The organism is Bradyrhizobium sp. Ken01 (genome assembly GCF_055807355.1).
Genome location: NZ_JBVVPC010000004.1, coordinates 242,312 through 257,157, shown reverse-complemented (window position 1 = coordinate 257,157; position 14,846 = coordinate 242,312). Strand labels below are relative to the sequence as shown.

General features: G+C 65.8%; 11 protein-coding genes. 7 read left to right on the top strand and 4 right to left on the bottom strand.

The features are described 5' to 3' along the window. Positions 1-34 precede the first annotated feature (34 nt). The 7 genes from AC0L3S_RS06725 (at position 35) to AC0L3S_RS06695 (ending at position 6,473) form a co-directional block, all read left to right on the top strand. On the top strand, positions 35-427 hold the full coding sequence (locus tag AC0L3S_RS06725; protein WP_473262525.1) for a lipopolysaccharide assembly protein LapA domain-containing protein: 393 nt from the start codon (positions 35-37) through the stop codon (positions 425-427). Between the two features lie 81 nt (positions 428-508). Beyond that, the gene (locus tag AC0L3S_RS06720) at positions 509-1,180 is read left to right on the top strand and encodes a phosphoribosylanthranilate isomerase (protein WP_473278507.1); all 672 of its coding nucleotides are present in this window, start codon (positions 509-511) and stop codon (positions 1,178-1,180) included. After that, entirely contained in the window at positions 1,177-2,394 is a 1,218-nt protein-coding gene (trpB, locus tag AC0L3S_RS06715; protein ID WP_473262523.1) for a tryptophan synthase subunit beta, read from the top strand. The genes AC0L3S_RS06720 and trpB overlap by 4 nt, the downstream gene beginning before the upstream one ends. Then, a complete protein-coding gene (gene trpA / locus AC0L3S_RS06710; RefSeq protein WP_473262522.1) occupies positions 2,391-3,227 on the top strand; it encodes a tryptophan synthase subunit alpha in 837 nt (278 codons plus the stop codon). Before trpB ends, trpA begins: the two co-directional genes overlap by 4 nt. Before the next feature lie 124 nt (positions 3,228-3,351). After that, positions 3,352-4,293 carry an acetyl-CoA carboxylase, carboxyltransferase subunit beta gene (accD, locus tag AC0L3S_RS06705; RefSeq protein WP_456766997.1) on the top strand — a complete coding sequence of 314 codons (942 nt, stop codon included), beginning with the start codon at positions 3,352-3,354 and terminating at the stop codon, positions 4,291-4,293. Next, positions 4,290-5,633 (top strand): bifunctional folylpolyglutamate synthase/dihydrofolate synthase, encoded by a 1,344-nt coding sequence (locus AC0L3S_RS06700; protein WP_473278506.1) that lies wholly within the window; start codon positions 4,290-4,292, stop codon positions 5,631-5,633. The genes accD and AC0L3S_RS06700 overlap by 4 nt, the downstream gene beginning before the upstream one ends. A 99-nt stretch (positions 5,634-5,732) precedes the next feature. Then, a complete protein-coding gene (locus tag AC0L3S_RS06695; RefSeq protein WP_473278505.1) occupies positions 5,733-6,473 on the top strand; it encodes a metallophosphoesterase family protein in 741 nt (246 codons plus the stop codon). A 99-nt stretch (positions 6,474-6,572) separates the two neighbouring features. On the opposite strand, the gene AC0L3S_RS06690 is transcribed toward AC0L3S_RS06695, so the two are convergent. The 4 genes from AC0L3S_RS06690 to addB all read right to left on the bottom strand — a co-directional run bounded on the left by AC0L3S_RS06690 (position 6,573) and on the right by addB (position 14,762). After that, positions 6,573-7,586 (bottom strand): ATP-dependent DNA ligase, encoded by a 1,014-nt coding sequence (locus AC0L3S_RS06690; RefSeq protein WP_473278538.1) that lies wholly within the window; start codon positions 7,584-7,586, stop codon positions 6,573-6,575. A gap of 142 nt (positions 7,587-7,728) precedes the next feature. Beyond that, positions 7,729-8,049 carry a thioredoxin gene (gene trxA, locus AC0L3S_RS06685; RefSeq protein ID WP_007598398.1) on the bottom strand — a complete coding sequence of 107 codons (321 nt, stop codon included), beginning with the start codon at positions 8,047-8,049 and terminating at the stop codon, positions 7,729-7,731. A 63-nt stretch (positions 8,050-8,112) separates the two neighbouring features. Beyond that, positions 8,113-11,622, bottom strand: coding sequence for a double-strand break repair helicase AddA (gene addA / locus AC0L3S_RS06680; RefSeq protein WP_473278504.1), 3,510 nt, complete (start codon positions 11,620-11,622; stop codon positions 8,113-8,115). Further along, positions 11,616-14,762: a double-strand break repair protein AddB gene (gene addB / locus AC0L3S_RS06675; protein WP_473278503.1), complete on the bottom strand. Its 3,147-nt coding sequence runs from the start codon at positions 14,760-14,762 to the stop codon at positions 11,616-11,618. The genes addA and addB overlap by 7 nt, the downstream gene beginning before the upstream one ends. Positions 14,763-14,846 lie beyond the last annotated feature (84 nt).

The window sequence follows — 14,846 nt, the reverse complement described above, 5'->3', positions numbered from 1 at the left end:
GGCCGCAACCTTGATTCAAGGCGAGCGAGCCGAGATGCGAAAATTCCTGACCGCACTGGTTGTGATTCCGCTGGGCCTGATCCTGATGGTCTTTGCCGTCGCCAACCGGCATTTCGTCACGGTCTCGTTCGATCCCTTCGTGTCCAACGACCCGTCATTCTCGGTCACGCTGCCGCTGTTCCTGCTCCTGATCGTGGTGGCCGCGCTTGGGGTCCTCGCGGGCGGTTGTGCCGTCTGGTTCGGCCAGCGGCACTGGCGGCGTGCGGCGCGCCGACATGACGCGGATGCCCGCGCCGCGCGAGGCGAGCTGGCCGATCTGCGGGCCCAGGCGGCCGCAGCAAGGCCCGAGTCCCAGCGCCTCCCCGTTCCCTCCGGGGTGGGGCTTTACGGGCCCGTCGGGCGAGACAAGCAGCGCGCGACGTTGTAGAAGCGGCCGCAACCGAAAAGCCCGTTTTCCGGCCGCGGACCTGCGGCCTCCATTTGCTTTGAGCCCATATCCCTCGAGAACATGTCCCTGCTCGTCAAAATCTGCGGCCTGTCCACACCCGAGACGCTCGAAACGGCGCTCGATGCGGGTGCCGACATGGTGGGCTTCGTGTTCTTCCCGCCGTCGCCGCGGCATTTGTCGCTGGAAGCCGGCCGGGAGCTCGGACGACAGGTGAAGCGGCGCGCGCTCAAGGTCGCGCTCACCGTCGATGCCGACGATGCGACGCTCGACAACATCATGGACGCGCTGTCCCCGGACATTTTCCAGCTTCATGGCACGGAGAGCGTGGCCCGGCTGCGCGACATCAGGCAACGGTTCGGTCGTCCGGTGATGAAGGTCGTGCCGGTCGCAACGTCAGCCGATCTCGCCGTGCTGCCCGGTTACGCAGAGGTTGCCGAACGCATCCTGTTCGACGCGCGCGCACCGAAGGACGCAACGCGGCCGGGCGGCCTCGGTGCACCGTTTGATTGGCATCTGCTCGGAAACCTGGAGCTTGCGTTGCCGTATATGGTGTCGGGTGGCCTCAGCGCCGACAACGTCGCCGAAGCCGTTCGCGTCACCCGCGCCGGTGGTGTCGACGTCTCCTCCGGTGTCGAGAGCGCCCCGGGCCTGAAGGATCCCGAGATGATCAAGGCCTTCATTCGCGCCGCGCGCGCAAGCCAAGATGCAAGTCAAGAGTTGAGCGTCCGATGAATGTTGTAAAACCAAATTCCTATCGCAGCGGTCCTGACGAGCGCGGCCATTTCGGCATTTTCGGCGGACGTTTCGTTGCCGAAACCCTGATGCCGCTGATCCTCGATCTGGAGAAAGCCTACACCGAGGCCAAGGCCGACCCGGCCTTCCAGGCCGAGATGAACGGCTATCTCAAGAATTATGTCGGCCGGCCTTCGCCGCTCTATTTCGCCGAGCGTCTGACCGAGCATCTGGGCGGCGCCAAAATCTATCTCAAGCGTGAAGAGCTGAACCACACCGGCTCGCACAAGGTGAACAACGTGCTCGGCCAGATCATGCTGGCGCGGCGGATGGGCAAGAAGCGCATCATCGCCGAGACCGGCGCCGGCCAGCACGGTGTTGCCACCGCGACGCTGTGCGCGCGTTTCGGGCTTGAATGCATCGTCTATATGGGCGCCGTTGACGTCGAGCGGCAGCAGCCCAACGTCATCCGCATGGAGATGCTGGGCGCAACGGTGGTCCCGGTGCAGTCGGGCACCCGTACGCTAAAGGACGCCATGAACGAGGCGTTGCGCGACTGGGTCACCAACGTGCACAACACCTTCTACTGCATCGGCACGGTCGCGGGTCCGCATCCCTATCCGACGCTGGTGCGCGACTTCCAGTCGATCATCGGCAACGAGACCAAGGCGCAGATGCACGAGATCGAAGGCCGCCTGCCGGATTCGCTGGTCGCCTGCATCGGCGGCGGCTCCAACGCCATGGGCCTGTTTCATCCGTTCCTCGACGATTCCACAGTCGAGATCTTCGGTGTCGAAGCTGCGGGCCACGGGCTGACGCAACTGCATGCGGCATCGATCGCGGGCGGCCGTCCCGGCGTGCTGCACGGCAACCGCACCTATCTCCTGATGGACGCGGACGGCCAGATCCAGGACGCGCATTCGATCTCCGCCGGCCTCGACTATCCCGGCATCGGGCCCGAGCACTCCTGGCTGCACGAGATCGGCCGCGTGAACTATCTCTCCGCGACTGACGACGAGGCGCTCGCAGCGTTCCAGCTGCTGTCAAAGCTGGAAGGCATCATCCCGGCGCTCGAACCGGCACATGCCATCGCCAAGGTGATGGAGCTCGCGCCGAAGCGGACAAAAGATCACCTGATGGTCGTCAACCTGTCCGGCCGCGGCGACAAGGACGTCCCGCAGGTCGGCGACATCCTGAGGGGCAAAAGCAAGTGACCACGCGTATCGACACCCGTTTCGCCGAGCTGAAGAAAGCCGGCCGCGCGGCCTTCGTGACTTATGTGATGGCCGGCGATCCCGATCCCACGACATCGCTCAATATCGTCAAGGCGTTGCCCAAGGCAGGAGCCGACGTCATCGAACTCGGTATTCCCTTCACTGATCCGATGGCGGATGGTCCCTCGATTCAGGCTGCCGGTCTGCGCGCGCTCAAGGCCGGCATGACCTTGAAGAAGACGCTGGAACTGGTGCGTGATTTCCGCAAGGACGACAACGTCACGCCGCTGGTGCTGATGGGCTATTACAATCCGATCTACATCTACGGCGTCGACAAGTTTTTGGCTGATGCCAAGACGGCCGGGATCGACGGTCTGATCATCGTCGATCTGCCGCCGGAGGAAGACGAGGAGCTCTGCGTTCCCGCGCTGAAGGCAGGCCTGAACTTCATTCGCCTCGCGACCCCGACCACCGACGACAAGCGCCTCCCCGCGGTGCTCGCGAACACGTCAGGCTTTGTCTATTATGTCTCTATCGCCGGCATCACCGGTGCAGCGGCGGCGGACGCCGATGCCGTCGGCGAAGCGGTCGCGCGCATCAAGCGGCATACCAAGCTGCCGATATGCGTCGGTTTTGGCATCCGCACGCCGGAGGCGGCGCGCGCCATTGCCGAAAAGGCCAATGGCTCGGTAGTCGGCACCGCGCTGGTCGATGCGCTCAAGAACAGCCTCGATGCGGACGGGCGCGCCACCGGCAAGACCGTCAACGCCGTCGCTGAGCTGACGGCGGCACTGGCCCAGGGCGTCAAAGGCGCGCAACAGGCGGCGGAATAGGCCATAATTCCGCTGCCAAGTCCGATGAGCAAGTCCGACGATACGGCGGCTTGCCGGGCCGGGTCCCGGCCGCCATATATCCCTTCAGGCGGTCCCCAGGCGGGATCGCACATCGGAGCAAACCATGAACTGGCTTACCAATGTGGTCCGGCCGAAGATCCGCAACATGCTGCGGCGGGAGACGCCGGAGAATCTGTGGATCAAGTGCCCGGATTCCGGACAGCTCGTGTTCTACAAGGATGTCGAGGCCAACCAGTTCGTCATTCCTGGCTCGAACTATCACATGCGCATGAACGCGGTGGCGCGTCTGAAGTCGATTTTCGACAACGAGACCTGGTACGACGTCGCGCTGCCCGACGTCACGCCCGACCCGCTCAAGTTCCGTGACGAGAAGAAGTACGTCGATCGCATCAAGGATGCGCGCGCGCGAACCAACCTGAACGACGCGATCAAGGTCGGCTACGGCAAGCTCGAAGGTGCCGCCGTCGTCGTCGCCGTGCAGGATTTCGACTTCATGGGCGGCTCGCTCGGCATGGCCGCAGGCGAAGCCATCGTGCGCGGGCTCGAGCTTGCGGTCGAGAAGAAGTCACCCTTCATCGTGTTCGCCGCCTCAGGTGGCGCGCGCATGCAGGAAGGCATCCTGTCGCTGATGCAGATGCCGCGCACCACGGTCGCGGTGCAGATGCTGCGTGAAGCAAAACAGCCCTACATCGTCGTGCTGACCAACCCGACCACCGGCGGCGTCACCGCGTCCTATGCGATGCTCGGTGACGTGCAGATTGCCGAACCGGGCGCGCTGATCGGTTTTGCCGGCGCGCGCGTGATCGAGCAGACCATTCGCGAAAAACTCCCCGAGGGTTTTCAGCGCGCCGAATATCTCAAGGAGCACGGCATGGTCGACATGGTCGTGCATCGTCACGAATTGCGTCCGACCCTGGCGCGGCTCTGCCGATTGTTGACCAGGGCGCCGGCGCTTGAGACCGCGTCAAAGCCGGTACAGCCGGTCGTCAGTCCGGCGCAGATCGTATCGGCTCCCGAAACGGCGCCGGCCGCGCCGCACGCGTGAACGCTTCCTCTGAGAGCGCAAAGCCGCCGCTCGACGAATTGATCGGGCGGCTGTCGGTGCTGCATCAGAAACGCATCGATCTCGGGCTGGAGCGGATGCACCGCCTGCTCGAGCGGCTCGGTCACCCCGAGCGCAAGCTGCCGCCGGTGATCCACATCGCCGGCACTAACGGCAAGGGCTCGACGCTGGCTTATCTGCGCGCGACGCTGGAAGCCGCCGGCCTGCGCGTCCACGCCTACACGTCGCCCTATCTCGTTCGCATCAACGAATGTTTCCGGCTCGGCCGCGTCGGTGGCGGCGTGCTGGTCGGTGACGACGAGTTGCGCGCGGCGCTGGAAGAGGTCGAGCGTGTCAATGCCGGCGAGCCGGCCACCGTGTTCGAGCTCAAGACGGCGGCTGCATTTCACCTGTTCGCGCAGAACCCGGCCGATGTGGTTCTGCTGGAGGTCGGCCTTGGTGGCCGGCTGGATTCGACCAACGTGGTCGATACACCGGCGGCCTGCGTGATCACGCCTGTCAGCATGGACCACATGGATTTCCTCGGCGACACCTTGACGTCGATCGCCGGCGAAAAGGCCGCGATCATCAAGCGCGGTGTGCCCGTGGTTTGCGCCGAACAGCCGGCTGAAGCGATGGCCGTGATCGAGGCGCAGGCCAGGCGCATGCGCGCGCCGTTGTTTGCCGCGGGCGAGAGCTGGCATGTCAATGTCGAGCATGGGCGGCTGGTTTATTCCGATGAGCGCGGCTTGATGGACCTCACCGCGCCGCGTCTGTTTGGTCGCCACCAGTTCGACAATGCCGGTCTCGCCATCGCGGCGTTGCGGGCCACCAATGCCTTCAAGGTCAACCAGGCGGCGTTCGAGGCCGGGATTGTCGGGGCCGAATGGCCGGCACGGATGCAGCGCATCGCTTCGGGCGAGCTACTCGCTCTCGGCCCGCAGGGGTCGGAGATCTGGCTCGACGGCGGCCATAATGCGGAAGGCGGCCGCGTCGCGGCGGCCGCGCTCGGCGATCTCGAAGAACGGGTGTCGCGGCCGCTGGTCGTGATCGCGGGTATGATGGCCAACAAGGACGCGCAGGGTTTTCTCGCCAATTTCGCCGGTCTGACCCGCCACATCATCGCGGTGCCGATTCCCGACACCGACAACGCCATGCCGGTCGACCGCCTCACGGATGCCGCCCGCAACCTCGGCATGCGCGTCGAGCCCGCGCCCGGCATCGAAGCCGCACTGCGCGCCTTGGCGAAGCTCGCCTACGAAGTGCCGCCGCGCATCCTGATCACCGGCTCGCTCTATCTCGCCGGCCACGTGCTCGCCATCAACGGCACGCCTCCTACATAGAAGTTGCGTAGCCCGGATGGAGCGGAGCGCAATCCGGGACTGTACAAGCGATAAAGGCCCCGGATCACGCTTCGCTCCGTCCGGGCTACAGGAATCTCCATGCGCTTTGCAGCGATTGCCGACGTCCACGGAAATTACCTCGCGCTGGAAGCTGTGCACGCCGACATCCGCGCGCAAGGCGTCTCCGACATCGTCAATCTCGGCGACATGCTGAGCGGCCCGCTCGATGCGCGCCGGACCATCGAGATCCTGATGCAGCTCGATGCCGTGCACGTGCTCGGCAATCACGACCGCTATCTGCTCGACCGTCCGCCGGAGAAGATGGGTTCGTGGGATCGCCCGGCCCATGCAGCGCTCGATGCCGCGCAACTCGACTGGCTGCGTGCGCAGCCGATGACGCGCGTCTTTCGCGATCAGGTGTTCCTCTGCCACGCGACGCCCGACAATGACGAAGTCTATTGGCTCGATACCGTGCATCCCGATGGCGCGATGGCGCTGTCGCCGCTCGATCGCATCGAGCAATTTGCGCAAGGCATCGCGCAATCGCTGATCCTGTGCGCCCACACCCATCTCGCCCGTGCCGTACGACTTCGCGACGGAAGGCTGATCGTCAATCCCGGCAGCGTCGGCAGCCCCGGCTATCGCGACAAGCATCCGTTCCCGCATGTCGTGGAGGCCGGTACGCCGCACGCGCGTTACGCGATCCTCGAGCTGGCCGATGGTGCCTGGCAGGTCACGTTCCGCCATGTCGTCTACGATCACGAGACGATGGCTGCGCTCGCTCGCCGGAACGGCCAGCCGGAGTTGGCGAACGCGCTGGCGACGGGATGGATCGGATAGTGGTCGCTTCGTAGCCCGGATGGAGCGCAGCGCAATCCGGGAATCGCACCACAAATGACGACCGCCCCGGACTACGCTGCGCTCCATCCGGGCTACCGGCTACGGTTGTTTCAACAGCTTCATCGGATCGGCCACCTTCTGCTTCAACTGCTCAAAGCTGCATTGCCGCGGCGCCTTGTCGGGGCGCCAGCGCAGGATCGAGGTGCCGTGGCGAAAGCGGTCGCCGCTGAAATGGTCGTAGCAGACCTCGATTACCAGCTTCGGCTTGAGCGGACACCACTTCGCAGACCGCTCGGTCGACCAGCGGCTCGGTCCGCCCGGCGCGTTGCCGGTGAAGCCCGGCTCGCCGATCAGCGTCTCCAGTCGATCGGTCAGGTCGGGCTTCTCCGTCGCCTTGATTGCCGAGGTAAAACCGACATGGTGCAGGAGACCTTCGTCATCATAGAGTCCGAGCAGCAGCGATCCCACCACCTTGCGCCCGGCGATCTTGTTGGTGGCATAGCGGAAGCCGCCAACCACGCAATCGGCGCTGCGGAATTTCTTGATCTTCTGCATGCCGTCGCGATTTCCCGCCTGGTAGGGCAGGTCGATGCGCTTGGCGATGACGCCGTCCGAGCCGCCGCCGGATTGCGCCAGCCATTTTTTTGCGATGGCGTAGCTCGTCGTCGCCGGTGAGAGGCGGAAGATGCTGCCTTTCAGATTGGCTTTGGCAAACGCTTCCAGCGCCGGTCGTCGTTCGCTCAGCGGCTGCTCGGCAAGCTGTTTCTCCCTGGTCGTCGCAAGCAGATCGAAGGCGAGATACAGTGCTGGCGTTTCCCGCGAGAGCTTCTTCACACGGCTCGCCGCCGGGTGAATCCGTTGCAGCAGGGCGTCGAAGGAAAAGCCTTTGCCGTGCGGTACGACGATCTCGCCGTCCAACGTGAAGCGATCCGCCTTCAGCTTTAGCGCAGCGGCGACGATCTCGGGGAAATAACGCGCGAGGTCCTCGCCGGATTTCGAGCGCAGATCAATGCTGCCGCCGTTGCGCGACAGCAGGCAGCGGAAGCCATCCCACTTCGGCTCGTATTGCCACTCCTTGCCGCGCGGGATCGCGTCGACCGAGCGCGCCTCCATCGCCACGAGAGATGTCGATTTTCGCGCGCGTCTTGCAGGGGGAGGCACAGGCAGGGACTCGTCTTACGCTGGAACTGTCCCATCAACGCAAAACGGCCGGCTTTCGCCGGCCGTTTCCAAAAATTATTTTGTGCGAGGCGGATCAGACCGCAGAGGTGATCCACTGCTGCAGCTTCGCCTTCGGCGCCGCGCCGACCTGGCGGGAGGCCATCTCGCCACCCTTGAAGATCATCAGGGTCGGGATCGACATCACGCCATATTTCGACGCGGTCTTCGGGCTCTCGTCGACGTTGAGCTTCACGATCTTGACCTTGTCGCCCATCGCGCCGGCGATCTCGTCGAGCGCGGGTGCGATCATGCGGCAGGGGCCGCACCATTCGGCCCAGAAATCGACGACCACGGGGCCGTTTGCCTTGAGCACTTCGGCTTCGAAATCGGTGTCAGAAACCTTACCAACGGCCATGGGAGTACCTCGTACCTGAGAGAAGGGCGCGACGGGAATCGCGCCCGAGATCATGGCGTCAACCTATGAATGGCTCCTTGCCGGGTCAAGGACGCTCACACCGAGATGAAGAGATGCCAGCGCCGCGTCCAGCGCGGGCGCCGAAATCTCCATATATTCAAGGGCCTCGGTCCAGAGCAGGACGGCGCGGACTGGCTTTTGGGGATAAAGCCTCGATAGCACCGCCCGGTACAGCGCCAGCTGCCGGACATAGGCGACGGGCGCCGCGGCAGCGCTCTTGGGAGCCGCCTGATTGGTCTTGAAATCGACGATCAGGATCTCATCCGGCCGAACGACCAGCCGGTCGATCTGGCCCGACACCAGCGCTGGGGGACGGCCCGGCCGCTCCAGCCTGCCGACGATCGCGACCTCCGCCCGGCTGCCGGCGGCAAACACCGGCGCGAATCGTGGCTCGGCGATCAAGGCGAGCACCTTGTCGGCCAGCGCGGCGCGGTCAGCCTCCGCCCAGTCCGCGGCATTGCGTGCCATGAAGCCGAGCGCGGCCTCGCGCCGGCGCTCAGTGGCGATGTCGGGGAGCGATTGCAGCAGCCGATGCACCAGCGTGCCGCGTTGCAGCGCGAGCGCGCGGGACTGCACTGATTCGCCCGACAGCACGGTGCGGCCTTCCCCGGACGGCTGGCCGGAGGGGCGCACCGGATCGTCGTCGATGGTCTCGCGCGGTGCCGGCGTCCGCAGCCAGTCCGGGAGCGCGGTGGTCTGGTCCAACGAGGTCGCAGGCATGCCCAGCGCCACGACATCCTCCGGTCGGGAGAAGCGCGTCACCTTTCCGAGCGGCGTCTCGATCGTCTCTTTCGCCAGACCCGAGCCGGCGAGCCCGGTGTCGACCAGATCGTACCAGCTCAGCTTGCGGACCGTCTTCATGTTGCCGGGCATGCAGCCGCCGACGATCAGCCGGTCGGCGGCGCGCGTCATCGCGACGTAGAGCAGGCGGCGATATTCGTCCTCGGTCTCCTCGAGCATCGCCTTGCGGGCGTCGGCGACGGGCTTGGGATCGTCCGCCTTGCGTCCGGCCCAGACCACCACCTCGCCGCCATTGCCGCGCGGGACGTGGATCAGCCGCAGCCGCTGCGAATCCGCAGGCGACGATGTGGTGTCCACCATGAACACAACCGAGGCTTCCAGGCCCTTGGCGCCGTGCACGGTCATCACCCGCACCTCGTCGCGCGAGATCTCCATGTCGCGCTTCACCTCGGTATCGGCCGAGCGCAGCCAGGCCATGAAACCCTGCAGCGAGGCCGGCGCCTTGCGCTCGTAATTCAGCGCCAGCTCCAGGAACTCGTCGAGCGCGTCATTGGCCTCATGACCGAGCCGGCGCAGCATGCGCGCGCGTCCGCCGTCGCCTCCGAGCAGCCAGGCGTAAAAGGCGAACGGCGTCTCCTCGCGGGCGCGGATTTCGCAGGCTTCGAGGCGTCGCAACGCCGCGGTGAATTTTTCGCTTGTCGCGGCATGCTCGCCAAGCGCGCGGCGCAGCGATCCCTTGCGGTCATGGGCCAGCTGGAACAGATCGTCGTCATCGAGCCCGAACAGCGGGCTCTTCAGCGCCACCGCGAGCGCGAGATCGTCCTGCGGCAGCAGCAGCGCGTCGGCAAGATTCATCAGGTCGATGATTCCGATGTGCTCGGTCAGCTTGAGCCGGTCGGCGCCGGCGACCGGAACGTTGGCGTGTTTCAGCGCCTGGATCACCGCGTCGAACGCATTGCCGCGCCGGCGCACCAGGATCAGCATGTCGCCATAGCGTAGGGGACGCCGCTCGCCCTCGTGCCCGGTCAGCGTGCCGCTCTCGACCAGCCGCTTGATTTCGGTCTGGATGCGGCGCGCGAGCTTCACCTCGGGGCTGGTGGCGGCGACGCCGTCGAACGGCGCGCGCCAGCCCTCGATCTCCTGCCTGTCGTCGGCTTCCGCAAGGTCCCAGAGTTCGATCACGCTGGGGCCGGCATCGCCGAGTGCATTGTGCAGGGGATGGCCGGTCTCGATCGAATGGATGCTCTTGTAGATCGCGGGCTCGCGGAAGACGTGGTCCACCGAATGCAGGATCGCGGCGCCGGAGCGGAACGAATAGGTGAAGGCGACCGGATCGAATTTCAGCCCGGCCGCCGTGAACTTGCGGTGCAGTTCGCGCCGGCGTGCATCGAATTCCCGGGGCTGAGCACCCTGAAACGAGAAAATCGACTGCTTCTCGTCGCCGACGGCGAAGACGGTGCGGTTCAGGCCCTCGCGCGCGCCCTCGCCGGCGGTGAATTCCGAGATGATGTGCGCGACGATGTCCCATTGCCGCGGGCTGGTGTCCTGGGCTTCGTCGATCAGCACGTGATCGACGCCGCGGTCGAGCTTGTAATGCACCCAACCCGAGGAAACGCGATCCAGCATCGCCAGCGTCTTGTCGATGAGGTCGTCATAGTCGAGCAGCCCGCGCTCCTGCTTCTCGCGGCGGTAGTTCGCGGCAGCCGCCGTCGCGATATGCAGCAGGGCCGCGGTGCGGTCCCGCATGGTCACCGCACGGCGCTTCTCGATCAACCCACTGACGCGCTGCGCCTCGTTCTCGAACAGGCGGGCGACGGACGGGTTGTGATCGCAGAACGTCTTGGTCAGTACCGCCTTGCGCGGCAGCTTTTCGTCGGTCAGGAAAACGCTGAGATAGGCATCGACCTGCGCGGCGCCGGAAAACACCTTTGCCTCGCGGAGCCGACAGGCCTGGTCCTTGTCGGACTTGCTGCCGTCCTCCAGTGCAAAAGCGATGTCGTCCCAGCGCGATCGCGGCAGGAACGGACCATCCAGGATCTCCGTCTCGACGTCCTCGATATGATCGCTCGCGTCCACGCCCAGCGCGGCCGCCATCTGCGCGGCAGCCAGCTCCGCGCTGCCGGCTTCGTCGGTCCAGGCCATGAAATGATCGCGGCTCAGGCAGGCCTCGCGCACCACTTCCTTGAAGGTGACGTCGGCCGCGCTCGCCATCGCGGTCAGCAGCGCGCGGCCGGTGATGCTGTCGGGGTCGCGCGCGGCCTCCAGCAGCACCTTCAGATTGGCGCGTTCCATCATGTCGGTCTGGTCGCGCTCATCGATCACGGCGAAGCGCGCGGGGACATTGGCCTCGAACGGAAACTGCTGAAGCAGGCGGGTGCACAGCGCGTGGATGGTCTGCACCTTGAGCCCGCCCGGCGTCTCCAGCGCACAGGCGAACAGTTTTCGCGCCTTGCGGCGCGCGTCTCGATCGGGATGCGGGATGCCGACGGCGCGGATGGCGTCATTGAGCCCGGTATCATCGAGCGTCACCCAATGCCCGAGCGTGGTGAACACGCGCTCGGCCATGTTGGCGGCAGCCGCCTTGGTGAAAGTGATGCAGAGTATCTTTTCCGGCGGCACGCCCGAGAGCAGCAGGCGGATCACCCGCTGCACCAGCACATGCGTCTTGCCCGAGCCGGCATTGGCCGACACGAAGGCCGACGCGGTCGGGTCCGATGCGCGCGCTTGCCTGGCGCGCACCTCATCCGGGATGGGGCGCGGTGCCTTCACCATTCCTCGATCCCCAATCCGCCGGCCGCGGACCATTCCTTGATCCGGGCGAGATCGTCATAGGCGCCGTAGCGGTTGGTCCACATCGGCAGGTTCAACGAGGTGTAGGGCTGGTTCTCGTCCTCAAAGGCGCGGATCAGCGCCTCGAGCTTGGCCCTGGCCTCGGCAGCCGCGGTGTCCGGCGGCTGCGGCTCGTCGCCTTGTCTATATTTGAGCTCGAGAATGCGTTCTTCGCCCGGCGGATTGTTGCCGCTCAGGCGAACATAGACGAGCTGGCTCACGGACGCGCCCGCGTCGATGTCGGGAAAACCGCCCTCGCGCAGGATCGCGGCTTCCAGCGTGAGCTGCGGCGACAGGCCCATGCGGACCTGCTTGCCGGTCGGTGGCTGGCCGGTCTTGTAGTCGATGATGGCGTAGCCGCCGCCCTGGCGCCGTTCGATACGGTCGGCGCGGGCGGAAAGACGGAAGCTGCGCCCATGGTCGAGCGGGATCGAGATCTCACCGCGGGTTTCCGCGGCGATCGCCTCGATCGCGTCGCGCCGCGCCGTTTCCCATTCACCGAACCAGCGCGCGATGCGCTGGAAGCGCGGCCACCACAGCGCCCGCGCCTCGGGCCGCTCCATCAACGGCGCAAAGTGTTTTTCGCCGATCGCGCGCAGCACGTGCGCGGGATCGTCGGGCAGATGTGTGGCGTAGCGTTCCGTGAACTCGCCCAGTGCATGGTGGATCGCCGAGCCGCGGTCGGCGGCCGACAGCGGCATGTCGACGGGATCGAGCGCGTCGAGCCGCAAAATGTGTTTTGCGTAGATCGTATAGGGATCGCGGAGCCAGTCCTCGATCCCAGTCACAGACATCCTGAGCGGCCGGGTTGCGCGTGGCGGTCGCGGCTCGGGCTGCTTGATCGGTCTCACCTCGTCGGGCTGGTCCAGCGCGGCTGCGAACTGCACGTATGTCTCGCCCGCGCAAATCGCGGCCCTCCAGTGCGCATCGCCCGCGACGGCCTCCAACCGGTGCAGGAAGCGCGAAGCGACCGCCGGGGCACCGCCAGCCTTGGCGGAGTGAGTGAGGATGACCTCGTCGCCGCCGAGCAGTTGCGCAAAATCGTGCGCAGAGAGGCCGATACGGCGTTCCGGCAGATCGAGGCCCAGCTGGTGCCGCATCGGCCGGCTCAGCCAGGGATCGATGCGCGGCGCCGGCGGCCAGACGCCCTCGATCAGCCCGCCGACGATGATTCGGTCGGCCTGCATCAGGCGTGATTCCAGCGGGCCGTAAATCTGCAGCCGCGCGCCCGGCCTGTCCCGCCGCCGCACCGCGCGATCACCGAACGCGGTCTGGAACACATCTGCGTAGTCGGGCAGCGTGACCATCAATCCGCTGGTGGTGCCGCCGCGCAGGAGATCGTCGAAGGCGCTTGCGAGCGCGAGGCCTTCGCGCTCCTCGAACGCCAAGGAAATTCCCTGCTCGTCGCGCGACAGCTCGATCATGATCTCGCGATGCCGATGCGCGAGCTCGGCGAAATCATACGGTTTTGATGACGCAAGACTCTCGATCGGCGCCAAGGCTTGTCGCAAGCTATCGATCAGCGCCTGAATGCCATCGAGGTCTTCCGCCTTGAGACGTGCCCGCGGCTCGGCCTTATGCAGCGCGGAGACCTCGCTGCGCCACAGCTTTGCCAGCTCCTCGCGAAAGCGATTGAATTCGCGCAACAGGCCGGCGGTGCCCGCAGGCGGCCGCGTGCCGCGCAACAGCGCGAGCTCCAGGCTTTCGATCGCCGCCTTCCATGCGCCAGGCGCCCGGCCGAGCCGACACAGCGGATGCTTCAGCATCGCGAGCAGCGTCGGCGGCTCCAATCCCTTGGTCGTAGCCTCCGCTGTCAGTCGCGCAAAGACGCCGGCGGAGGTTTCCATCAGGACGTCGCCGCCGGAATCATCGAATGCGAGATCCCACCGGGTCAGCGCAGCCATCACCCGCCGTGCCAGCGCGCGATCGGGCGTGACCAGCGCTGCGGATTTATCGAGGTGCCGCGCCTCGCGCATCGCGATTGCGATCGCGAGCGCTTCCATCTCGGGGTTGGGAGCTTCGACAACCGCGAGGTTCTTCATGCCGCCGGTGATCTTCGCGGCCACATCCGGCTGCTTCAGCCGGTCGTGCCAGGTCTCGGTCTTGGCTGATGGCCGCATCGATTCGGAGGCGAGCAGATCGCGACCGCCTTCCGCCGGCGGCTTGAGGATATCGACGTCGCTGCGCTTGATACCAAAACGATCCAGCAGCGCGTGCATGGCATATTGCGGATGGTTCGAGACCGGGTGCTCCGCGAACTTGCCGAGCGAGTCGCGTACGCCGCCGATGCTGCGCCAGGCATCGTCGTCGAGATCAGTGTCGAGGCCGGGCAGCACCACGGCCCCATGCGGCAGCGAGGCGACTGCGTGGAGAAATCTTGCCGTGGCCGGCATCGAGCCGGTCGAACCGGCCGCGATCACGGGGCCATGGGGATGCGCGGTCAGCCGCCTGGCTTCGGCATCGATCAGAAGGTCGCGGCGGGCAGCGGGCTCGATCCGATTGATCTCGGCGAGATGACCGGGCCAGGCGATGCGCGCGATGCGCAAAAATTCAAGCGAGTGCTGCCAGTAGCGGTCGAGCATATCTGGCACGAGGCCGTCGAGCGCGCTCCAGTCGACGCCGCGCGTGACCATGTCGTCGATCAGGCGCGCGAGATCGGACGCCAGTGCCAGCGTCGAAGCGGGGCCGCCGACGACCAGCGGAGACAGCACCGGGCCCTTGGCCCAGGCTGCGACGAGCTGCGCCAGTGTCAGCCGCCGTTCGAGCTCGCCGAGCCGCGGCGGAATGTCGAGCTGCGTTGCGCCGGAAAACTGTTCGCCCTCATCGGCGAAAGCGAGCTCATCCTCGTCGATGTCGCCGAGCGCGACGATGCGCGGCAGCACGACGGCGTCCGCCTTCATCTCGTCGAGGAAGATCTCGCGGACGACACGCATGGCGCGCCGTGTCGGCAGGTACAGGGTGACATCCGCCAGCCGTGCCGGCTCGTTGCGCGCCTCGAAGCCCTCGACGAGCCGGCCGTCGAGCAGGCTTGAGACGACGGTGCGCAGGAACGGAACTGAGATGGGAACGCTGAAAACGCGCATGAGCTGCCTGATTCGGGAATCAGGCGCCAATATAGGGAGGCGGACTCAAATGGATATGGGTGGAGGGGAGATAGTCCCCGCTGT